Annotated in this window: 19 protein-coding genes; 4 read left to right on the forward strand and 15 right to left on the reverse strand. The window is 57.5% G+C overall.

Annotated features, from left to right (window positions below; genetic code table 11):
* Positions 1-7: 7 nt before the first annotated feature.
* From DC3_RS16760 to DC3_RS16770, 3 genes are all read right to left on the reverse strand, one after another.
* The gene (locus tag DC3_RS16760) at positions 8-2,005 is read right to left on the reverse strand and encodes a molybdopterin-containing oxidoreductase family protein (RefSeq protein ID WP_146886297.1); all 1,998 of its coding nucleotides are present in this window, start codon (positions 2,003-2,005) and stop codon (positions 8-10) included.
* Between the two features lie 32 nt (positions 2,006-2,037).
* Entirely contained in the window at positions 2,038-3,237 is a 1,200-nt protein-coding gene (locus DC3_RS16765) for an MDR family MFS transporter (RefSeq protein WP_146886298.1), read from the reverse strand.
* A 519-nt stretch (positions 3,238-3,756) separates the two neighbouring features.
* On the reverse strand, positions 3,757-4,176 hold the full coding sequence (locus DC3_RS16770; RefSeq protein ID WP_146886300.1) for a SufE family protein: 420 nt from the start codon (positions 4,174-4,176) through the stop codon (positions 3,757-3,759).
* Positions 4,177-4,293: 117 nt separating this feature from the next.
* On the opposite strand from DC3_RS16770, the gene DC3_RS16775 reads away from it, so the two are divergent.
* Positions 4,294-5,157, forward strand: a complete 864-nt coding sequence (locus DC3_RS16775) for a sulfurtransferase (RefSeq protein WP_146886303.1) — start codon at positions 4,294-4,296, stop codon at positions 5,155-5,157.
* A gap of 168 nt (positions 5,158-5,325) precedes the next feature.
* Here the strand turns inward: DC3_RS16775 and DC3_RS16780 are convergent, their stop codons facing one another.
* The 6 genes from DC3_RS16780 to DC3_RS16805 form a co-directional block, all read right to left on the reverse strand.
* Positions 5,326-5,649, reverse strand: coding sequence for a heavy metal-binding domain-containing protein (locus DC3_RS16780; protein WP_371863441.1), 324 nt, complete (start codon positions 5,647-5,649; stop codon positions 5,326-5,328).
* Between the two features lie 115 nt (positions 5,650-5,764).
* Positions 5,765-7,633, reverse strand: coding sequence for an amylo-alpha-1,6-glucosidase (locus DC3_RS16785; protein ID WP_146886305.1), 1,869 nt, complete (start codon positions 7,631-7,633; stop codon positions 5,765-5,767).
* Between the two features lie 62 nt (positions 7,634-7,695).
* The gene (locus DC3_RS16790) at positions 7,696-9,267 is read right to left on the reverse strand and encodes a carbohydrate ABC transporter permease (RefSeq protein ID WP_146886307.1); all 1,572 of its coding nucleotides are present in this window, start codon (positions 9,265-9,267) and stop codon (positions 7,696-7,698) included.
* A complete protein-coding gene (locus DC3_RS16795; protein ID WP_246130708.1) occupies positions 9,264-10,466 on the reverse strand; it encodes a carbohydrate ABC transporter permease in 1,203 nt (400 codons plus the stop codon). The genes DC3_RS16790 and DC3_RS16795 overlap by 4 nt, the downstream gene beginning before the upstream one ends.
* A gap of 115 nt (positions 10,467-10,581) precedes the next feature.
* Positions 10,582-11,805, reverse strand: a complete 1,224-nt coding sequence (locus tag DC3_RS16800) for an extracellular solute-binding protein (RefSeq protein WP_146886308.1) — start codon at positions 11,803-11,805, stop codon at positions 10,582-10,584.
* 45 nt (positions 11,806-11,850) lie between these two features.
* Positions 11,851-12,822: a LacI family DNA-binding transcriptional regulator gene (locus DC3_RS16805; protein ID WP_146886310.1), complete on the reverse strand. Its 972-nt coding sequence runs from the start codon at positions 12,820-12,822 to the stop codon at positions 11,851-11,853.
* 323 nt (positions 12,823-13,145) lie between these two features.
* Between DC3_RS16805 and DC3_RS16810 the strand changes: the two genes are divergently transcribed.
* Complete coding sequence (locus tag DC3_RS16810; protein ID WP_146886312.1) at positions 13,146-13,790, forward strand: HAD family hydrolase; 645 nt, start codon at positions 13,146-13,148, stop codon at positions 13,788-13,790.
* A gap of 258 nt (positions 13,791-14,048) precedes the next feature.
* Here DC3_RS16810 and DC3_RS16815 read toward each other — a convergent pair whose 3' ends face one another.
* The 3 genes from DC3_RS16815 to DC3_RS16825 form a co-directional block, all read right to left on the reverse strand.
* Positions 14,049-14,996, reverse strand: coding sequence for an ABC transporter substrate-binding protein (locus DC3_RS16815; RefSeq protein ID WP_146886314.1), 948 nt, complete (start codon positions 14,994-14,996; stop codon positions 14,049-14,051).
* A 79-nt stretch (positions 14,997-15,075) separates the two neighbouring features.
* A complete protein-coding gene (locus DC3_RS16820) occupies positions 15,076-16,539 on the reverse strand; it encodes an ABC transporter permease subunit (protein ID WP_146886316.1) in 1,464 nt (487 codons plus the stop codon).
* Between the two features lie 143 nt (positions 16,540-16,682).
* Complete coding sequence (locus DC3_RS16825; protein ID WP_146886318.1) at positions 16,683-17,579, reverse strand: DMT family transporter; 897 nt, start codon at positions 17,577-17,579, stop codon at positions 16,683-16,685.
* Positions 17,580-17,944: 365 nt separating this feature from the next.
* Between DC3_RS16825 and ilvA the strand changes: the two genes are divergently transcribed.
* Positions 17,945-19,456 (forward strand): threonine ammonia-lyase, biosynthetic, encoded by a 1,512-nt coding sequence (gene ilvA / locus DC3_RS16830; RefSeq protein ID WP_146886320.1) that lies wholly within the window; start codon positions 17,945-17,947, stop codon positions 19,454-19,456.
* A 40-nt stretch (positions 19,457-19,496) separates the two neighbouring features.
* Here the strand turns inward: ilvA and DC3_RS16835 are convergent, their stop codons facing one another.
* The gene (locus tag DC3_RS16835; protein ID WP_146886322.1) at positions 19,497-20,195 is read right to left on the reverse strand and encodes an HAD family hydrolase; all 699 of its coding nucleotides are present in this window, start codon (positions 20,193-20,195) and stop codon (positions 19,497-19,499) included.
* A 75-nt stretch (positions 20,196-20,270) separates the two neighbouring features.
* Here DC3_RS16835 and DC3_RS16840 point away from each other — a divergent pair, with 75 nt between their 5' ends.
* Positions 20,271-20,894: a GNAT family N-acetyltransferase gene (locus DC3_RS16840; RefSeq protein WP_186816089.1), complete on the forward strand. Its 624-nt coding sequence runs from the start codon at positions 20,271-20,273 to the stop codon at positions 20,892-20,894.
* On the opposite strand, the gene prpE is transcribed toward DC3_RS16840, so the two are convergent.
* Together prpE and truA are read right to left on the reverse strand one after the other, a co-directional pair.
* Positions 20,852-21,565 carry a bis(5'-nucleosyl)-tetraphosphatase PrpE gene (gene prpE / locus DC3_RS16845; protein WP_146886326.1) on the reverse strand — a complete coding sequence of 238 codons (714 nt, stop codon included), beginning with the start codon at positions 21,563-21,565 and terminating at the stop codon, positions 20,852-20,854. The genes DC3_RS16840 and prpE overlap by 43 nt on opposite strands.
* 40 nt (positions 21,566-21,605) lie before the next feature.
* Positions 21,606-22,364, reverse strand: coding sequence for a tRNA pseudouridine(38-40) synthase TruA (gene truA / locus DC3_RS16850; RefSeq protein WP_146886328.1), 759 nt, complete (start codon positions 22,362-22,364; stop codon positions 21,606-21,608).
* Positions 22,365-22,387: the final 23 nt, after the last annotated feature.

The raw sequence follows: 22,387 nt of genomic DNA on the forward strand, positions 1-22,387 counted from the left end.
CAGGATACTACGCTTTTGTCACAGCAATCATGTTGGCGTGAAAGGTGCTCCCCGCGCCCAGATCGGTGAGCCTCTCTGAGGTGAGGGTGTTGATGCTCTTGCCATCTCTGGCACTGAGGCCCCACCAGCTTCCTTCCAGCACCACAACACCAGGGGTGACCCCTTCATGCAGGCGCACCTGCCGGACCACTTCCCCTTGCGGACTGCTGAGTTTTGCATCCTGTCCGTGCTCCAGGCCCAGATGGGCTGCGTCTTCGGGGTGCATCAGGGCGAGGGGTTCCCCACCTTCTGCCTGGGTCAGGTTGCTCAGGTTTCCGTAAGTGCTGTTCAGAAAATGGTGGGCAGGAGGGGTGATCAGTCGGAAAGGAAACTCGGGGGTGGGCTGCAGGCTGTCTGGTGTGTAATGGGGAGCAGGGATGAGCTGGATTTTGCCTGTCTGGGTCAGTGCCCCGTGCAGGTAAGGCAGGTGGCCTTCTGGCACGTTCAGGCGCACAGAGCCTTCCTGCTTGACCTTTTCAGGGGTGATGCCCTGCATGAAGGGATGGTCGGTGTCCAGCAGGTGCTCCAGCAGCTGGTCCATGTTCCAGTAGAGGGTCTCCTCGGTGAGGCCCAGGCGTTTTCCCAGCTCCTGAAAGACCCAGGAGTTGGGTTTTGCCTCTCCAGGAGCGTTCAGCATTTTCGGATTGTAACCCAGATGGGTGTGGCCGTAACTGGTGTACAGGTCCTCATGCTCCATGAAGGTGGTGGCAGGCAGAAGGTAATCTGCGAGTTTCGCGGTTTCGGTCATGGCCTGTTCCAGCACCACCACCAGCAGGTCTTCACGTTTGAAGCCCTGAATCACCCGGTCTGTATCCGGGGCGACCACCACCGGATTGGTGTTGTACACGAACAGGGCATGGATGCCTTTTTCGGGTTCCAGTGCACTGGCAAGCTGGGTCATGTTGACGCGAGGCGTCTCTGCTTTGATCAGGTGTCCGGCCCCGAGCTTCCGGCGGTTCAGGTGAAAATAACCGCTGGTGGAGAGGGTGACGCCTCCTCCCCGGTGCTTCCACTGGCCCATCACGGCGGGCAGCAAGAGCACAGAGCGCAGGTTGTTGCCGCCATACTCATGGCGGGTCATGCCGTAGCCCACCCGGATGTAACTCGGGGTGGTGGTGGCGTACTCCCGGGCAAGCTGCTCGATTTTTTCCACAGCAATACCAGTGATCTCTGAGACTTTCTCCGGGGTGTAAGGACGGGCCGCCTCCCGGAGTTCTTCAGAACCCACGCAGGCCTCTTCCAGGTAGGCCCGGTCCTCCAGGCCCCACCTGAAGATCAGGTGCATGAAACCGAGTGCCAGTGCAGCATCTGTGCCAGGGTTGATTTTGATGTGCTCATCGGCAAAGAGGCTGGTTTTGTTCTGGTAGGGGTCGATGTGGTAGATCTTCGCCCCGTTCTTGCGGGCTTTTTTCAGCCAGGGGGTGAGGTGGCTGTTGGTGGTCAGGCTGTTGATGCCCCACAGGAAGATCAGCCTTGCGTGTGGCACATCTTCGGGAATCACCCCATACCTGGGTCCATAAGTCATCATCCAGGCTTCGGTGCCCGCAGTGGCACAGATGGTTTCCTCGAGTTCATTGGCCCCCAGGGCCCGGAAGAAGGAATGCACATGGGTTCCCTCACGCAGGCCCATCGTTCCAGCGTAGTTGTAGCGCAGGAGGGCATGAGGGCCGTGTTTCTGCAGGACTTCTTTCAGGCGTTCTGCGATCTCATCGAGGGCCTGGTCCCAGGAAATGCGCACAAAGCCTTCCCCGACCCGTTTCATGGGGTACAGAGGCCGGTCTGGATGGTATTGCCTTGCTGGATAGTGCACCGTCTTGGCACACGCAAACCCCTGGGTGATGGGGTGACCTGCATCCCCGGTCACTTTGATGGCCCGCTCTCCGAGAACCGGATCAGGAGCAAGGGTGATCTTCAGGCGGCAGGCGTCGGGGCAATCCAGAGGGCAGGTCAGGAACACATCACGCATTTGAGACTCCTTATATCACGTCTCTGTGCCCATCAAAGGGCAACACTTTCCATTCTTCGTTTCAAGGGTCCGGCCAGCACCACATGCATGAGGGCAATGACCAGGCCGATCAGGCCACAGGAGAGCCACAGGGTCACGCTGCCGTAACTGTCCAGCAGCCACCCTCCAAAGAGGGGAGCCACCATTGCTGCCAGACCCCAAGCTGCACCATTGATGCCTGCATAGGTTCCACGCAGGTGCGCAGGAGCGAGGTCTGCGGTCACGCTGGAAGCCACGGTGTTCATGCCCAGCTCTCCCAGGGTCCAGACCACCACCGCGATCATGAATCCGGTCAGGTCGTGGGCCACAATGTGCATCATCATTCCAACCCCCATCAGGAGGGCAGAAACCGCCATGACGGTGGGCCTTGGGAATCTTGGCAGGACCATCTGGGCAGGAATCCCAAGCAAAACAATGATCAAACCATTGATGGCAATGGTGCGGCCAAAATCTGCAGCAGAATAATTCAGCTTCTGCATCGCCAGAGACAGCACCCCGAAACCCTGCATCATCAGGACGCCAAACAGGAAGCCCGCAAAAGTGTAGGCATAAAGCAGGCTGTCCCTGGGCATTCGCATTTTCTGGGAGACCGCTTTCTGCTGCTTTGTGAGGGTCTCCCGGAAAAAGAACAGCATCAGAAGACCGCAGGCCGTGGAGGTGATGGCGTCCCCATAAAAAAGGTAGCGGTAATTCTGGTCGGCCAGCAGACCCGCCAGAATCGGTGCAATGGCGGCCCCGAGGTTGATGGCCCAGTAATTCATCCCGTAAGCCCGGATGCGGCCTTCAGGGGGCACCAGATCGGCCACCGCAGCCTTCATGCCCGGACGGGAGGTGTTCATGATGAAGCCCAGCAGCACAATCACCCCCATCAGCAGGTAGAAATGCCGCACCTCACTGAGGGCCACCATGAAAACAGCTGTTCCAAACATCGAAAAAAGCATGACGTTCTTGCGCCCCAGCCGGTCCGTGATGAACCCGGCCAGAAACTGCGCCACAAAAGACCCCACCCCAAAAAGGCTCAGTGCAAGAGCTGCATGCCCGGTGCTCCACAAAAGCTGTGTGGTCAGGTAATAACTCAAAAAGGGAATGACAAAATCCCCCACCCGATTGATCAGGGTGCCCCACCACAAAATCCAGAACTGCTGGGGCAATGCAGGCAAGATGCGTTGAATCAGGGGGCTGCGCGCGTCCATAGGTTACCCTACCTTTTCGGGTTTGTGTGCGGTATACGCCAGGGTGCTTAAGGATGCCGAGGGCAGAAGGCAGAAGGCAGTGCGACTCGGCGCTCAGCGCGAAACGGGCCGCCCCGTGAGCGTCGTCAGAGCAAGAAGGCCGCCCACAAGCGACTGGGTGCTCCCCAACCGCCGGGGAGCACGTCGTCAGAGTCAAGAAGCATGCAGTCAGGCCAGGAAGAAGGCAGAAGGCATTTGCAGGGACGTAGCGTGCTACGCCCCGTTGCCAGAGATCTCCAGTGACACCTGTAAGGGCAGGATTTGTGTGCGTTTGTTGCCATCCACAAACGCACAGCCCTGACCACGGCTCTGGTTTTTCTGCAAATGCATGGGATCAAAATTCAGACCAGCCAGGCTCTGGAGCAGTTGAGCCGCTGGAATGCATCTGATTGAGCAGATGGCTGAACTGCTGGCAGTCTGTTGGGTGTAGCACGTTGCGCCATTACAGGGATGGTCACGAATGCCCTCGGCCCTCGGCTTTTACGCTGACAGCTGTTTTTTCAGGCGGGTCAGAATGGCTCCCATTCCACGCAGACGCATGGGAGTGATCAATTCAGAGAGGCCCATGTTGAAATAAAAATCATCTGGAACGTTGAGGATTTCCTCGGGGGTGGCCCCTTGCAGACCTTCGAGCAGAATGCCTGCGAAACCACGCACGGTGGGGGCCTCCTGAGGGGCATCAAAGTACAGGTGGACCTTTCCGTCCTCCACTTCGGAGAACAGGAAGAAAGGGCTCTGGCATTCGTGCACCTGCTCCATCTGGTCGTGGTCGGCCTGCAGGCGCTCGGGGAGGGGAGGAACACGTTTGGAGAAGTCCAGCAGGGCCTGCAGCCTGAAGGCTTTGGGGCTCTTCTGGAACATGTTCACAACAGCTTCCAGTTTGGGGGGTAAGGCAGTCATGCTTACCAATCTACCTCAAGTTCTAGACGGGCTTTTGTGATGTGTCTAGTAGTTTACTGGACTTATCAATTATAGTGGTAGGGAATATTTGCACCCAAGACGCCAAGGAGGTATCACATGAGTTACGCAAACCCTGAAGTGCTGGTCTCCACCCAGTGGGTCGTGGACAACCTGGACAACGCAGACATCCGAATCATCGAAGTGGACGAGGACATCCTGCTCTACGAAGTGGGCCACGCCCCCGGAGCCCTGAAGATCGACTGGCAGAACGACTTCTGGGACCCCGTCGAGCGCGAATTCATCCAGCCCGAACAGTTCGCCGAACTGCTGGGTCGCCTGGGGGTCACCCCCGAAACCACCGTCATCCTGTACGGTGACAAGAGCAACTGGTGGGCCGCCTACGCCTTCTGGTTCTTCCAGTACAACGGCCACAAAAACGTCAAACTGATCAACGGTGGCCGCCAGAAGTGGATCGAAGAAGGCCGTCCCCTCACCACCGACGTGCCCGAAGTGACCCCCACCACCTACCCTGTCGGTCAGCGTGACGAGTCCATCCGCGCCTACCGCGAGCAGGTCCGTGCCCACATCGAGAAAGTCAAAGCCGGTCAGGGTGCCCTCGTGGACGTGCGCAGCCCCGACGAGTTCTCCGGAAAAGTCACCCACATGCCCACCTACCCCCAGGAAGGCGTGCTGCGTGGCGGTCACATCCCCGGCGCACAGAGCATCCCCTGGGCCAGAACCGTCAACGAAGACGGAACTTTCAAGAGCGCAGACGAGCTGAAAGCCCTCTACGAGCCCGTCGGCGTGACCCCCGACAAGGAAGTCATCGCCTACTGCCGCATCGCAGAGCGCTCCAGTCACAGCTGGTTTGTGCTGACCCAGCTTCTGGGCTATCCCAAAGTCTCCAACTACGACGGAAGCTGGACCGAGTGGGGCAATGCAGTGGGCATGCCCATCGAGAAGACCTACAAGCCTGAGTGATTGCCGAGGGCCGAGAGCCCAGAGCCGAGGGTAAAAAGAGAACGTCCAGAATCAATCTGGACGTTCTCTTTTTATTTGTATTGGGGTGTGAAATGAGAGATGATTCAAATGCATTTTGGTTTTGAGTTGATTCGAGCATTTCCTGGATTTGCTGTTTCTGCTCTCGGCTCAAATCAAAACCGCAGTCCCGCTTGCCGTCACCATCAGCATGCTGCCGTTGGCCCCGACGGTTTCGTAATCCAGATCCACGCCGATGATGGCGTTGGCCCCGAGACGACGGGCGTTTTCTTCCATTTCACGCAGGGCGATGGTGCGGGCTTCGGCGAGTTTTTCTTCGTATGCGCCGCTGCGACCCCCGATCACGTCGGTGATGTTGGCGAAGAAGTCGCGCACAATGTTTGCGCCCAGGATGGCCTCGCCGTTCACGATGCCACGGTATTCTCTGATCTGGTGTCCTTCAAGGGTGGATGTGGTGGTGATGATCATTTTCATGTACCTCGAAATCAGTGTACGGATTCAGGCTCAGAAAAGTTCCTGGGGTGATCCCGGAGGCTGGCAACAGGAAAGCCACCCCTGAGGGTGGCCCTGGTTTTGAAAGCTTCTGGTTTTACTGTCCTAAAACGGGTTCTCCGCGCTCTGCATGGTTCAGGATGTGCCTGAGGGCCAGCGGGATCACCGCATCCCAGCCCTGCGGGTGGCATGCGGCAGGGAAAGGTACAGGTGGAGCATTGCGCCTTTCATATCCAGCAAACAGTTCCGAGAGCCTGCGGTCCTGGGCGTGAATGGCGGCATCAAACAGGGCGCGGGTGACCTGAAAGGCCTCCTCTTTGAGGCCATAATTCCACATGCCCAGTGCTGCGAGTGCAGAATCATGCGGCCAGACGCTGCCATTGTGGTAGGAAACGGGATTGTAGCGCACGGAACCCTCAGCCAGGGTGCGGATGCCCCACCCGCTCCACAGCCCGGAGTTGAACACCGTGCGGGCCACCTCAATGGCGTAGGGCTCGGGGATGATGCCGGTCCAGAGGGTGTGGGCGGCATTGCTGACCATCACCTTCATGGGTTTCTTGTTTCCATCGAGGCCATGCACGTAGTAGTTGGCTTCCGGCCAGTAGAAGTGCGCCTGAAATTTCTGTTGCAGCCTGCTGGCAAGGGTGCGGTACACCTGGGCCTGTGCAGGGTTCCCCAGCGTCCGGTAAATCTGTTCTGCTGCACGGTAGGCGGCGTAGGCGTACCCCTGCACCTCCACAATGGCGATGGGTTTTGTGGAGTCAGGCTCCTCCCCGTTTTCGAAGAACACGCTGTCTCCAGAGTCCTTCCAGACCTGGTTTTTGATGCCTCCATTGGGGTCGGGAATGTATTCCAGAAAGCCGTCCCCATCCGGGTCGGCGTCGGTCTGCATCCAGTGCAGTGCAGCCTCAATGCCGGGAAGCAGTCCAGAAATGAAGTCCAGATCATCCGTCACTTTCAGGTATTCACCACACAGCCAGACAAAGAGGGGGGTGGCATCCACGGTGCCATAGTAAGGACGGTGGGGGGTGTTTCCCGTCAGGGTGAATTCGCCGACACGCTCCTCGTGGAGGATTTTTCCGGGCTGTTCCAGGGTCACAGGATCATGTTTCTGCCCCTGATGGTCTGCCAGGTACTTCAGGATGCCTTTTGAGATCTGTGGGTAGTCCTGCACGGTCATGTGCCCGATGATCAGCGAGTCACGCCCAAAGGGAGCCACGAACCAGGGGATGCCCGCAGCAGGGAAGATCCCGCTTTTTGTTTCAAACAACAGGGAACGGAAGTCCTGAACCCCCCTGAAAAGCACCTCCTGGTCCTTCTCGTTTTTGAGGGTGATGCGGGGTTGCCAGTGCTGGTCGTACTCTGACCGCAGGGCCTCGAAGTCGATGGGTTGAGGGGTTTCACCATCCAGCAGGGCATAGACTTCAATCTGGATTTCAGCGTTGCCTCTGGCCTGCCAGTGCAGGGCCTCGCCATCCCAGGACCCTGCAGGGGTGCTTTGAATCAGGGTGTGCCGGGTGATGCCGTCCTGACCAGAGTAACTGAAACGCACCCCCTGTGCGGTGGCTTTCACTTCCACCTGCCGGTCCCAGTTGCCATATCCCCTGACCTGAAACATGTCTGCAAAATCCGAATTCAGTTTCAGTCGGATGGTGTAGGGGGCGTCCTGGTAGGACTGGATCGACAGGATGTCCCTGACCCCGTTGCGGTGAAGCATCAGGGAGCGTTCCACCCCGAGTTTCATCAGGTACCCCAGGTCATCGTTGGAGGAGACCTGATGCAGTTCAAAAGGGTAGGAGAGGTGTTGCATCAGGGTGTTGAGGGGTTCCCCATCCAGTTCCCAGCGGTATTCGCTGAGGAAACGGGTGTCTCTGCGGTACAGGCCACTCTCGCCAGAGGAGATGCGGAATTCGTCGTCTCCCACCCAGTAGAGTTCGTTTTCTTTGAGCACGGCACGGTATTTCAAGGTCTTGACCTTTCCAGAAGCTGAAAGACTTCTTGTTGATGGAGAAGCAGGAAGAGGAAGGTTCAGCCCTTCACGGAACTGCCCACGGAGTTCTCCACAAAGTAACGCTGGAAGAACAGAAAGAGCAGGATGATGGGAATGGCACTGATCACGGCTCCGGCCAGAATCAGGCCGTAATCGCCCTGACCTGCGTAGGCCTGACGGAAATTGGCGAGGCCCACCGGAAGGGTCAGGTTGGTGGCCGGATTCTGCACCACCACCGAAGGCCAGAAGAAGTCGTTCCAGGACCCCTGGAAGGTGGTGATCGCCAGGGTGGCAATGGCAGGCAAAGTCTGGGGCAAAGTCACGTGCCAGAAGCTCTGGAAGGCACTTGCGCCATCAATGGCGGCGGCTTCATCCAGTTCTTTGGGGAGGCTCTCAAAGAACTGTTTCATCAGGAAGACCTGGGCACTGCCCACCAGTCCACTGACCACCAGACCCCAGGGGTTGAAGAAGTTCGGCAGACCGAAGAGTTTCGAGAGGCCCCACAGCCCGTCCCGGAGCAGCAGGAAGTTGCTCAGGAAGGTCACCTGCATGGGCACCATCATGGTGAAGAGGACCAGCACAAAGAGCAGGTTCTTGCCAGGGAATTGCAGTCTGGCAAAGGCGTATCCAGCCAGAGAGGCAAACGCAATGCTGGTGATGACCTTGACGATGGCGACCAGGAAACTGTTTCCGACCCATCTCAGGAAGATGCTGTTGCCGGTTTCGAGGTCCACAGACTCCCGGAAGGCCCTCAGGTAATTGTTGAAGGTGAAGCCCATCACGCCAGGGGTGATGTTGTTGAAGAAGTTCGCCCGTCCGAAACGCTCCACTTTGGTGGGAGGAAGGGTGGAATCGGTGAGCTGCTGCCCGCGTTCGAGTTCCACATTCAGAGGGGTGCGGTCCAGAATGATGGGGCCATCCAGATAATACTGCCCGTCTTTCTTGATCAGCGAGACCACGGTGTCTGCAGGAACGTTGATGCGTTGCTGCTGGGCCTCGGGGGTGTCCAGATGGACTTTCACCACCTGTCCATCCACAACCGCCTGCAGGTCTTCAGAGAAGGTTCTGGGGGTTTTGGCCCTCACCTTTTCACCCTGCTGCGCTGTCAGGCTGGGGTACACCACGTTCAGGGTGTAGCGGGTGATCGTCCCATCCACCAGTTTGCCTTCGCGGTCTGGACGCTGGGCATCCTGGGTGTCCACGGCTTTCAGGTCTTTCACCTCAGAGAAGTCTGCAGCGTACACGGGGTCACGCACGGCACCAATGCCTGCTCCAGGCTGCAGCCTCAACACCTGCACGGTGGGGGGGGTGACTTCCTGGCCTTTCGGCGTAAAAACACTGACTTCAAATGGAACGGTGGCTCCAGGGTGCAGTTCCCCAAAGAAGCCTCCACCCCCTCCGGCCACACCCAGACGGTAGGCTGCCCCCATGTTGGTGATGCCCAGTTTGGGCAGGTTCAGGGTGGGAGGGTATTCCAGGGGGTTGTCCTTGAAGCTGGTCAGGGTGCCCATCAGGAAAGGCCCCAGCACCACCAGAGAGAAGGCGATCAGGATGGTGTAGATCCACACGGCGCGGGCGACCAGACGGGTCCGGTAATAGGTGGTGTTCATCTGTTCACCTCGTCTTTGAAGAACTGCCGCTGGACCAGCACCACCAGCAGGGTGAGGACCGCGAGGATCATGGCTGCAGCACTCGCCATGCCCGCGAGCGAACTTCCTCCACGGAATGAATAATTGTAGATGTAGTAAGAGAGGGTGATGATGGAATCAAGAGGGGCTGCATCCCCGATCACCTTCACCTGGTCGAACATCTGCAACGTCCCAATCAGGCTGATGGTCACCGCATAAAAAGTCACGGGTTGCAGCTGTGGAACGGTCACATACCAGAACTTCTGACCAGGGGTGGCTCCATCGAGTTCTGCTGCTTCATACAGGCTGGTGGGAATGCCCTGGAGACCGGCCAGAAAGAACAGCATCAGGGTCGGAATGGTGGTGAAGGTGTTCATCAGGATGATGAAGAGCAACGGAATGGGGAGCAAGCCAAAGAGTTTGTCGGTGTTGTACACCCAGTCGAAATCAAAAGTGGCGACATCTCTGGGCTGAATCCATCCCATGAAGCTTGCGACCAGCACCGCAATGCCCCCGATGGCTGCACTGATCCACAGCAGGAGAGGATCGGACCAGTGCACGTAGGTCACCCTGCGAATCCGGGCCAGCGCATCGAAAGACGTGGCTTCCCTGTGCTCTGGAACGTAATTTTTCGCTTCACGCAGCCGCTCGAAAATCACCTGAATGATCTGCGCCACCACCAGCACCACCACAAACAGCACGATGTGCGGGGTGTACTGGGTGAACTGGGTGGTCAGGTAATTGGCAATCCCTTTCTTCTGAAAGAGCCACAGGAAGACCAGGGTGATCACCACCGAACTGGTGATGGATGGCATGTAGTACGCAGACCGGAAGAACATCAGACCCCGAATGCGCTGGTTCAGCACCACTGCGAGCAGCAGGGCACCTGCAGTCTGCAAGGTGGTGGTGACAAAGCTGAAGAGCAGGGTGTTGGTCAAAGCAATTCTGAATTTGTCGTCCTGAAAAATGTTGATGTACGATTTCAAACCCACGAACTTCGGAGGGTTGAACAGGTCGTAATCGGTGAAGCTGAAGTACACTGCCCGCACAAAACCGTAGAAGAAGAAAACCAGCAGGGTCAGCAGAAAAGGGGCCAGAAAGGCATACGCAGTGAGGGTGTCCCGGCGGACCCTCATCTTCTCTGGAGACTTGGGGGATGCTTTGACTCGGGTGTTCAACATGACCTTTTCCTTGAGATGGCCCTTCTCAGGCACTCCCAATGGGGAACGCCTGAGAAGGAAAGGAAGGAAGTGGAGGGTGGACCTCACCGCACCTGTGCGAGCGAGGTGAGGTTTTTTAGCGTTTCATCACCGAGTTCAGGTCAGCCTGGGCTTTCTTCAGGGCCTCGTCGGTGGTGGACTTGCCGCTCATCACGGCCTGCAGGGCGGCGTTCACGGGGGTCATCCAGTCGCCACCGTACTGCTTGAAGCTGTACCCGTACACGTAGCCATCGCTGGCCCCCTGGAACACCACTTTGGCGTTCACAGCCTCCTGGGTGGTCTTGTTGAAGTAGGCGTTGCTCTGCAGGCTGGTGCGGCTCGGGATCGCCAGACCTTCGGTGAGGATGAACTGCTGGGTTTTCTCACTGGTCAGCAGGTCGAGCACCTTCAGGGCAGCAGCCTGGTTTTTGGATTCCTTGTTCACAGCCCAGCCCACGGTGTAGATGAAGTTGCCGCGTTTTTTGGTCTTGTCGTTTCTGGGCAGGGGGGCGGTGCCGTATTTCAGGTTGGGGGCGTTGTCGCGCAGGAAGCCCGAGATCCAGGCCCCTTCGATGGCCGCTGCGACCTTGCCGCCTCCAAAGCATCCACCAGACCAGCCCTGGGAAAGGTCAGAGGGCAGAATGGCGGTTTTGTCTTTCACCAGTCCGGTGTAGAAGTTGAAGGCTTCTTTGAACCGGGGATCGAGCAGGTTGCTGTTCCCTTTGGTGTCAAAGGTTTTCCAGCCGGTGGCAAAGGCGAAAGCACCAAATCGGGCGAAGTCTGCAGGCAGGCAGATGCCGTAATAGTCGTTTCCAAGTGCTTTCTTGACCTTGCGCAGTTTGTCGGCAAAGGTGCTCCAGGTGTCGTTCTCGTTGGGGTAGGGAACGTCCGCCTCATCAAAGAGGTCTTTGTTGTAGGTGATCGCAAGAGAGTTGAAATCCTTGGCCACTGCATACACCTTGCCCGAGTCGGTGAAGGCCTTGACCAGGGTGGGCAGGAAGGGTCTGGTGTTCACCTTGCCGTTTAAGGGAAGAAGTTTGCCGGTCTTGATGAACCCCGGAGCCACGAAGATGTCGATGTACATCAGGTCTCCGGCGGTTCCGCTTGACAGGGCGTTGGTCAGCGCAGCGTTGAAATCCCCCTGGAAGGGCTCAAACACCGCTTTGATGCCCTCTTTGGCCAGCGCAGGGTTCACGATCTTGTTCAGCAGGTCGTTGACGATGGCCACATCGGCCCCGGCGAATCCATTGAGCTTCACGACGGTTTCGGCACTGGCGGCACCGGCCAGCAAAGCAGCAGCGAGCAGCAGACTTCTTCTCATGTTTCTCTCCTCCTATTTGTTCAAACCCCTTATGGGGTTGAGCAATCAAACGGTTGAATCGGGTGGGGGTGCGGTGGTGGTCCCGATCTGGAGTTGCACCGGGACGTACACCCCCTGGGGGTCCTCCCCCTCAATGCCGGACAGGGCAAGCTGCACGGCGGCGTGGGCGATGCGGGAAATGTCCTGTGCAATGGTGGTGAGGTTCTGGTTCGGGAAGGGAAAACCGTCAAAGCCGATCACAGACACATCCCGGGGAACGTTGACCCCGAGGTCCTGCAGTGCTCCAATCGCTCCGATGGCCATTTCGTCACTGGCTGCGAAGAGGGCGGTGAAATGGTGTCCTGCTTCCCAGGCCCTGCGAACAGCCCGGTAGGCGTCCAGGGTGTTGAAATGGCCTTCGAGGTCGTGCTCTGGCTGAAGGTGCAGGCCTGTACCTTTCAGGGCTTCACAGAAACCCTGGCGGCGGTCATCTGCGGCCTGGCTGGGAACCTGGGTGCCCAGAAAGGCGAATTCACGGTGGCCCAGTGAAATCAGGTGTTCTGCGGCGAGTTTGCCCCCTTCAAGGTCATCCGGGACCACAAAGAAGTTTCCGGGTTCATGCCCAATCACCACAGCAGGAATGTGCTGGGTTTGCAGGTAATCGAGGCGTTTGTGGGTGTGCTGGGCACTGAAAAGCAGCACCGCATTGGGGAGGCGCACATAACTGGAGAGGTCTTCTTCAAGTTCAATGAACTGGATGCCGAGTTCCTGGGTTTCGCGGGTCAGGGCCCGCCAGATCAGGGCAAAATACGGGCTGATGCGGCTGTCTCCCTGTCCGATGGAAATGCCGATGGTGTACTTGGAGCGCATGCTCAGCTCACGGGCTGCGGGATCGGGGACAAAGCCCAGGCGGTTCATGACCTCCAGCACTTTTTCCCGTGTGGCTGCGGCGACGGTGGTTTTTCCGTTGATGACCCGGCTGACGGTGCCTTTGGAGACACCGGACACGCGCGCGATTTCGTCAATGGTGATTTTCATTCTTCCACCTTAGCCTTTGTTACCGGTTACAAAACATGGAGACAGAAGTTGCCGCACCTCTGGGAAAGGGAGCATGTCTTGTAACCGGTTACAACAACAGTAATAGCACCATCTGCAGGCCCCGTCAAGAGGGGCAGAGATCCCAGAAAAATGAAAATCCTGACAACGCCCTCTCAGAAATCAAAATCCCAGCTCTTTTTCACTCACTACACTTAGTGGCAGACAGAGCCCATCAGGACAGCTTTACCGCTAATGCAAACACACAAATTCTGGAAACCAAACAAGCTGGACACTCCTGGCACCCCATGTGCCAGAATTCGACCATGGCTCCTTTACTGATCTTTGACTGCGATGGCGTGCTGGTGGACAGTGAGATCCTCTCCAACCGGGCAGGTGTGGAACTGCTGGGTGAACTCGGTTTAGAGATCAGTCTGGAAGACCACATCGACCGCTTTGTGGGCAGAAGTGCCGCCGATGTGGAAAAAGAACTCACCGACCTGCTGGGCCGCCCCCTCCCCGAAAATTACTCCCAGCTGAAAATCCAGCGCACCGCCGAAATCTTCGAACAGGAACTGCAGGCCATCAATGGCATCCATGAGGCCCTGGAGAACCTGCCCGGTCCAAAATGCGTGGCCTCTGGAAGCCACCTGACCCGCATCCAGCAATCTCTGCGCCTCACCAGACTCACCCCCTACTTTGAGCACATCTTCAGCATCGATCAGGTGAAAAGAGGCAAACCCGCCCCCGACCTCTTTCTGCTGGCTGCGGAAACCCTGGGTTATGCCCCCTCAGACTGCCTCGTGATCGAAGACAGCATCACAGGAGTGCAGGCCGCCCGCGCCGCCAACATGCGGGTGCTTGGGTTCACGGGAGGAAGCCATTGCAACCGCACACACGCCCAGAACCTGCTGGATGCAGGTGCAGAGCGGGTGTTTGAGGACATGCGGGGGTTGCCGGGGCTGGTGTGAGGAGGCCTTTTGCCGAGGGCTTAGAGCCGAGGGCAAAAGACAGAAAACAGTCATGCAGTGTGAAGGGACTCAGGCTCAGGTGCACAAATGTTTCCCGGCTGGGAATGAACATGACCTGCTGTTCATCACCCTGCTGCTGGTCTCAAGAAAACAAGACCAGCAGCAATTCTTTTGTCAGCTTCTTGTGCAGGACAGAGGGGTGTAGCTCTCGGCCCTCGGCTCTCGGCCCTCGGCAAAAGGCTGCTCGCAGCCTTCCCCTTACCTGATCCCCTTCGTCAGGTACGCATTGCTGTAGAAATCACTGGCCTTTGCAGTGGCAGGCACTTTGCCCAGGTTTTTCAGGACATTCACGGCTTTTGCCCAGGAACTGGGGTCGCTGTAGCCCAGCGCGGTTTTGTTGGTGTAACTGCTGCGCATCAGGTTGATGGAGGCGTTCAGGACGCTGATGTCTCCTCCTGCGCTGCCGAAGTACTTCTTGCCGACCTCAAAAGCTTTCTGGGGGTTGCTCACGGTGTAGGCCAGACCCTTCTGGGTGGCCCTGAGGATTTTCTGCAGGGTCACGCGGTCTTTCAGCAGACGGTCAGACACGATCACGCCGTTTCCCACCATCGGGTAAGCACTGGTGAGGTCCAGGGTGTTCACCTTGGTGTTCTGCTGCCTCAGGATCAGGGGCTCATTGTTGATGAAGCCGAGTGCAGCGTCCACCCGCCCGGCTTTCACGGCCTCAAGCTGGGTGAAGCCGATGGGGGCAATCTGCAGGTCGGTTTCCTTGATCTTGTTCTTGGCCAGCAGGGCCTGCAGGGCAATGTAGGATGCTCCGAAAGCTCCAGGAATGCCCAGCGTTTTGCCTTTCAGGTCACTGGCCTTCACGATGTCCTTGCTCGAAAGGCTGAAGATGGTGACGGGAAGCTTCTGGTACATGGCCAGCACGTATTTCACCTTCGCACCCTGGGCCTGTGCGAAGATGGCGTCTTCAGCATCGCCCACCACGGCGTCAATTTTTCCCTGCAGCAGGAGGGGCATCAGTTCAGAGACAAAACCGTGTTTGAATTCCACTTCAAAGCCCTCTGACTTGTAGTGACCCATGGCATCAGCAGCATAAAAAGGGGTGAATTGCACGTTGGGGATGTAACCCAGACCGATGGTCAGGGGTTTGGCAGCTGCCACACCGGTCAGCAGCAATGTTAAGAGCGCGGCATGTTTCATGGGTTACATTGTACGATTCCCTCAGATTCCCAAATGGAAGTTGCCTGAGTTGACACTGCAGCCCATTCACGTTTTGTTGTCATTTGCTGCGCCTGCGGTATTTCAAAACGGCCCTCTCCAGCAGGGTCACCACCAGATAAAGTCCGGCTCCCAGGGTGGTGAGGAGCAGAATCGCTGCGAACATGCGTGGGGTGTTGTAATAGGCCCTCGCCTGGTTGATGGCCGCACCCAGGCCAGGAGCGTTGCTGACAAACTCCCACACCACTGCACCAATCAGGGCAAGGCTTGCTGTCAGTTTCAGGCCCCCAAGCAGCACAGGAAGGGCACCCGGAGCTTCCAGCAACCACAACCTCTGCCAGAACGAGGCTTTCAGGGTGTCAAAGTACTCGTGGTAGTTGTTTTCGACTTCACGCACCCCGGTCATGGTGGCAATCATCACCGGATAAAATGCCGTGAGCGTCGCTGCAACCACAGCAGGGGCCGTCCCGAAACCAAGCCAGATGATGAGCAAGGGGGCAATGGCAATGATCGGGGTGCTCTGGCTTGCCACCAGAAAAGGGGAGAAGATGCGTTCCAGCATCGGGAAACGGCCCAGCGGATATCCCAGGATGATGCCCATCACCATGCCGCAGGCAATGCCCATCAGGGTGGTGCGCAAAGTCAGGAGCATCTGGCTGTACAGTTCTCCCCAGGCCGTCTGCAATTCGACCAGCACTTTCAGTGGACTGGGCAGTGAAAAAGCATTCTGGGTGAAGCTCAGGAGGTGCCAGATCAGCAGAAAAACCAGCAGGGCCAGGAGGGCCAGCCATCCCTCAACACGCATTTTTCTGGAGGGAGGGGTGTTGCTGAGCAGGGTGGAGTTCCCCTCTCCCAGAAGCTCCCTGAGTTGCGCTTCAATTCCGTCTGTGTAGGCACTGACCCGGCCTTCCAGTCTTGTGTCGATGATGTCGGCAATCCCCCCATTTTTCACCACCACCACCCGGTCGGCCAGATACACCGCCTCACGGATCGAGTGGGTCACGAACAGGATGGTGCGGCGGTCCTTGCGGTGAAGCCGCCTCAATTCCGCATTGAACCTCTCGCGCACCAGGGCATCCAGCGCAGCAAAAGGCTCATCCATCAGGATGATCTCACTGTCCTGCGCCAGGGCACGGGCCACTGCCACCCGGGCCTGCATTCCTCCAGAAAGTTCTGCAGGGTACAGGTCGTGGTACTGGTCCATCCCCACCTGCTTGAGGGCCTCCCGGGGCTCCATCCCTTTGCGCTGCACCTCACGGGGCAGGTTGACGTTTTTCAGCACGGTTCGCCACGGCAGCAGGCGATAATTCTGGAACACAAAAGCGGGCTGGGAGCAGACCTTCACAGTCCCCTGTTTGGGCTTCAGCAGTCCAGCAATCACCCTGAGGAGGGTGCTTTTCCCCCCACCACTTGCCCCGATGATGGCAATGAATTCACCAGATTCTACCGTCAGATCGACGTTTCTCAGCACATCCCGGCCATTGAGTTCGATGGCAATGTCTTTCAGCTCAATGGCCTTGTTCATGGTTAGCAGTGTATGAGAGTGAGAAGGTGGGGTCTAGGGGCAAATCACATTTGGCAGAAGGAAGCCGAGGGCCGAGGGCTTAAATGCTTCGCCTGCAGGTCAAAAGCCAATGGCTTGCTTGTTTTTGTGATGCAAGCACATGCTCAAGCCTGTTTTGCTCTCGGCCCTGTGCCCTGTGCCCTCGGCTTCCCCAGCGTGTTCACAATGATCACCCCAACCAGTGCAATCCCACCCCCGATGATGGAGATGTGACTGGGCACCTCATGCACCCAGAAATACGAGATCAGGATGGCGAGGACCGGAGACACGTACAGAAAGCTGGTGGTGATGTTGGCAGGCACGCGGCTCAAGGCAAAGGTCCAGGTCAGGTAGGCGAGGGCTGCAGGGAAAATCCCGATGTAGATCACAGCCCAGTTGGCACTGGCAGGAGCAGCCCGGATTTCTTCTGGCAGGCCGGGCAAGGAGACCAGCATCGGAACCGTCCCGAACACCAGAGACCACACCGTGAACTGCCTGGAAGGGTATTTTTTCAGCAGCGGTTTTTGCAGCACGAAGTACAGCGAGGTCACAAAAGCTGACAGCAGGATCAACAAGGCCCCCTGGGTGAAGCTCAGGTCTGCTTCTTTTCCCAGCACAATCAGGGTGACCCCTGAAATGCTCACTGCAATCCCAAGCCATCCCAGCCAGTTCAGACGTTCCCCCAGCCAGAAGGTGGCCATCAGGGCCGTGAACACGGGACCGGCAGCAATGATCAGGCTTGCCACACCTGCCGGAACCGTGAGCTCTCCAAAATTCAGGGCGTAATGGTAGATGGTGATCCCCAGAATCGACACCCCGAAAATCCTGGGCACGTCTTTCCACTCCGGGAAAGGAATCCGCGCCACTGCTGCGTAAACCAGCAGCACTGCACTCGCCACCAGAAAACGGTAGACGGTGAGGTGCTCGGGGGTGAAGTGATCCAGCCCTGCCTTGATTCCAGCAAAAGAAGAAGCCCAGAAGAGAATGGTCACCAGAATGGCAGTCAGGCTGAGGGGGTCCATAGGGGCATCATAACCCGCACCCTTGCACGGTCTCTCAGCGAAATAGCCCAGCATTGTTACCGTGCATTGTTACTGTCTGGGGAGGGGAGGGGAATAACGTTACTGTTTGCTGGCCGGGAAGTGAGAGTGCCGAGTGCAAAGAGCCTAGAGCAATTGCAAATGTTCCGCTGATGGCTTGTAAGGGCATAGGTTCTGCACAGTTTATTCTTGATCAAGATCTCTGGCATGTGCTTTTTAAATGCCTTGCATTCCCCTTCATCAGCTGGAATGACCAATTCCTGCATTGCTGCCCTCGGCTCTCGGCTTCCTGCCTTTTCCGTACAAATGACGTGAAATCCACCTTCCCAGGTCTTAGCATGAAGTTTATGAACCTGGAGTACGTACAGAGAATCCTCGGAAGCCGCGTCTATGACGTGGCCAGAGAGACCGCGCTTGACTTCGCCCGTGGCCTGTCAGACCGGCTCGGGAACACCATCTACTTCAAGCGTGAAGACACCCAGCCTGTGCATTCCTTCAAGCTCAGGGGCGCTTACAACAAGATGGCCACGCTCAGTGAAGAGGAACGGGCCAGAGGGGTGATTTGCGCCTCTGCGGGAAATCATGCGCAGGGGGTGGCGTTCAGTGCCCAGAAGATGGGTGTCCGGGCGGTCATCGTGATGCCTGCCACCACCCCGGACATCAAGGTGCAGGCTGTGCGAGGGTATGGCGCAGAAGTGGTGCTGCATGGAGACAGTTACAGCGATGCTGAAGCCCATGCCTACCAGCTTCAGGCCGAGCATGGCCTGACTTTTGTTCACCCTTACGATGACCCTTATGTCATTGCCGGACAGGGGACCATCGGTCTGGAAATCCTGCAGCAGTGCCGTGCCCAGAAATACACGGTCTTTGTGCCCATCGGTGGGGGCGGTCTGGCTGCCGGGATTGCGGTGCTGCTCAAAAGTGTCAACCCGGACATCAAAATTGTTGCCGTGGAACCGGAAGATTCCGATGCCATGACCCGCAGTGTGGAAGCTGGAGAGCGGGTCACCCTCTCCCAGGTCGGAATTTTTGTGGATGGGGTCGCAGTGAAGCGCGTCGGGGAACACACCTTCAATCTGGTGCGCCAGTATGTGGACGAGTACGTGCGGGTCTCCACCGACGAGGTGTGCGCGGCCATCAAGGACATCTTTGATGACACCCGCGCCGTGCAGGAACCTGCAGGTGCTCTTGCCACGGCAGGCCTGACCCGTTACGTGCGGGAAAAAGGCATTCAGGGGGAGACCCTGGTGGCCCTCACCTGTGGTGCGAACATCAACTTCAACCGCCTGCGCCATGTGGCAGAACGGGCCAATGTCGGTGAGCAGAAAGAAGCCATCATCGCCGTCACCATTCCCGAGCGTCCCGGGGCTTTCAAAGGGTTCATTCGTGCACTTGGGAAACGCAACATCACCGAGTTCAATTACCGCTATGCGCCCACTGCAGAAGCCCACATTTTTGTGGGGGTGCAGATGGAGCAGCCCAGAGACAAGCAGCAGATCATCGAGGACCTGCGTGCCCTCGATTATGCGGTCACGGATCTCAGTCAGGATGAACTGGCCGCTGTCCATGTGCGACACATGGTGGGAGGGCGGGCTCCAGAGGCAGAAAACGAGCGCATCTACAGCTTCGTTTTTCCTGAGCGGCCTGGTGCCCTGTCGGATTTTCTGGAGGCCATGCAGGCCACCTGGAACATCAGCCTGTTCCACTACCGCAACCACGGCAGTTCCCACGGACGGGTCCTGTGTGGCATTCAGGTGCCCGATGGAGACCTGGACGCCTTCCAGACCTTCCTGGATCGCCTGGGTTACGAGTACCAGTGCCAGGAGAACAACCCGGCCTACAAACTGTTTCTCAGGTAAAGCTGTTCCCCAGAGGCCCTGGACTTTTCGGGGTCTTTTTTCATGCCTTCAAGATGATTCGCAAGGCCAGTTCCACAGGCTCATAGCTGCTGAGCTGCGGGATGTCCGCATCTGGAGCCTCCAGTTGGAAGCGGTTGATCCAGACCGGCCTCAAACCTGCATTTCTGGCCCCCTCCACATCTTTGTCCCACAGGTCTCCCACCATCACAGCTTCAGAGGGCGTACACCCCACAGTGTGGACGGCGAGCTTAAAGAGGGCAGGGTCTGGCTTTCGCAAACCCACCTCTCCAGAAACAAACCAGTGCCGGGGCAGGTTCTGCAACAGTTCCACATCCCGATCAAATTTGTGGGGTTGGTTGGTGATGATGCCCACTTCCGTCACCTGCCCTAAAGCCTGCAACACCTCCAGGGCTCCCGGGATCAGGGTGCGCTCTGCATCAAACCTGCTGCGGTACAGTCCGAATGCAGCGTGTCCTCTTTCCAGGGTGCAACTGTCCCCACAGGCTTCAAACATGCGCCTGAAACGCTCTGCTCTGGCGTGGTGGATGTCGTATTTTTTTGCCAGCACATCCACCATCAGGGTGTCATACAGGTCACTGTTCATGCGTTCCAGCACCTCCAGCGAGGTGCGGTTTTCCGCAAGCTGCTCCCCAAAAACATGTTGCAATGCCTTCTGGGAGGTCCCGGTGTGGTCCAGCAGGGTGTCATCCAGATCAAAAAAAACCACTTTTGGAATCATGCCTTCATTCTGGAAGAAGATCTGACACACGGTGCTCCATTGATCTGCACAAAATCAGGAGGCTATGCTGCTCTCATGCCCGATCTTGCCTCCCTTGACCTGCCCACAGAAATCCACACCCCGCGTCTGCTGTTGCGCATTCCCAGCATGCAGGATGTGGAGCCCTTCCAGAACCTGATGGCCCTTTCCCACGAGCACCTGCAACGCTGGATGGCCTGGGCCTGCACCCTCCCAGAAATCCAGGTCACCCGTGAGCGCATGGAACAGAGCATCCAGTTTTTTCATGACCGCAAGGAACACCTGCGTTTCATGATTGTGCGCCGCAGTGACGCTGCCCTGATGGGCACATCCATCTTCAATTTTCTGGACTGGGACACCCCCAAGGCAGAAATCGGTTACTGGCTGGGCAAAGACTTCACCGGACAGGGTTACATGCGTGAGGCCGTGCAGGCCATGCTGGAGTATGGTTTCAACGAGATGAAACTCCACCGCATCGAAATCTGCACCGACGAGGAAAATCTGGCTTCCAGACGCATCCCTGAGAAACTTGGCTTCACCCTGGAAGCCGTCTTGCGAGAAGAACGCAGACACCACCTGCACCCCGAGAAATACATCAATTTCTGCATTTACGGGCTTCTGGAGAGAGAATATCGGGGTCAGATCCCAAATTGGTCCCACACACCAGATTTGATGTTGTAAATTCTGGAGGCGGGCACGCTGACGGTGGTGCGCTCGGGGTAGAGCAGGGCAGTGAGTTTGCCTCCGAAGACGCATCCGGTGTCGATGTTCGCGGTGTTGTTCACCCAGCGCACCTTGCGGACCGGGGTGTGGCCGTAGACCACCAGGGACAGGCCATGGTAATCCTTGGTCCAGTCCACCCGGGTGAGTTTGCCGTTGTGCATCACCCGTTCTCCGTGAATGGCAAGGTCTCGGGCAATGGGGGTGTTCACCCCGTGAAATTCTGCGGGGAGTCCTGCGTGGGCCACCACCAGACGGCCATGGTCGAGCATGAGCTGGGATGGAAGGCCATTCAGAAAGCTGAGCAGGTCGGCCTGGAAGGCTTTGGAGGTGGCTTCGATCTGCTGGATGGACTGCCGGGTGTTCGGGGAATCCACCTTCTTCTGCCCGGAAAGGTGGTTGAGGATGCGCAAATCATGGTTTCCCATCACGCACTGGGCGACCCCTTCCCTCACGAGGCGCATGACCAGCTGGTAGGACTCCACCACCTGCGGTCCCCGGTCGGCGATGTCTCCCACAAAGATGATTTGCCGGTCGTCAGGGTGCCGGAAGCGGGCAGAGTACCCGAGTTGTTTGAGCAGGCGTTGCAGTTCTGCGTAACACCCGTGAATGTCACCGATGATGTCGTACATGGTCGTGGTCAGGGTCTCGATTCAGGTTCTGGTCTGGGATTCAGTAACCTGCACCCAGAAAGTGCAGGCCGTGGGGTTTGACATTGGGGCCTGCCTCGGCACGGTTTTTGCCTTGCAGCAGGACTTCGAATTCACTGAGGGTCTGTCTGCCACTGCCAATCAGCAGCAGGGTCCCGATGATGGCGCGGATCTGGTGGCGCAGAAAGCTCTCGCCACGGATGTGCACGGACAGATGGACACCGGAGTGCTCCAGATGACAGCCGTAGATGATGCGTCGGGTCTGGCGCTCTTCCTGGGTGGCAAAAGCCCTGAAATCGTGTTCTCCGATCAGCAGTGCAGCAGCCTCTTCCATCTGCTTTAAGTTTAAAACATAAGGCACCCTCAGCGCACGGGTCTCATAGAGGGGACGCCTTTCTTCACAGAGCAACAGGTCATAGCGGTAGGCACGCCATTTGCAGCTGAAACGGGCGTGAAAACCCGTTCTGGCCTCTTCTGCTTTCAAAACGCTCAGGTCCTCGGGAAGGTGAGCGTTCAGAGCACGCTTCAGTTTTGAGATGGGCACCCTGAGGTTTTTCACATCCACATGCACAGGCATGTTTTCGGCATGCACCCCGGTGTCGGTGCGGCCACAGGCCACAGGGACATGGGCTTCGGCAAAGCGCGAAAGGGCTGTGTGAAGCTCGGCCTGCACGGTGCGTTCGCCTTTTGCCTGCATCTGCCAGCCCTGAAAATGGGTCCCAAGGTACTGGATTTCCAGGTACAGCCGCTGGTGGTCAGGTGGAGGGGCGTAGTCTGCCATTCGCTGTCAGCCTACGGGGTTTG

The sequence above is a fragment of the Deinococcus cellulosilyticus NBRC 106333 = KACC 11606 genome, from assembly GCF_007990775.1.
Taxonomy (GTDB): domain Bacteria; phylum Deinococcota; class Deinococci; order Deinococcales; family Deinococcaceae; genus Deinococcus_C; species Deinococcus_C cellulosilyticus.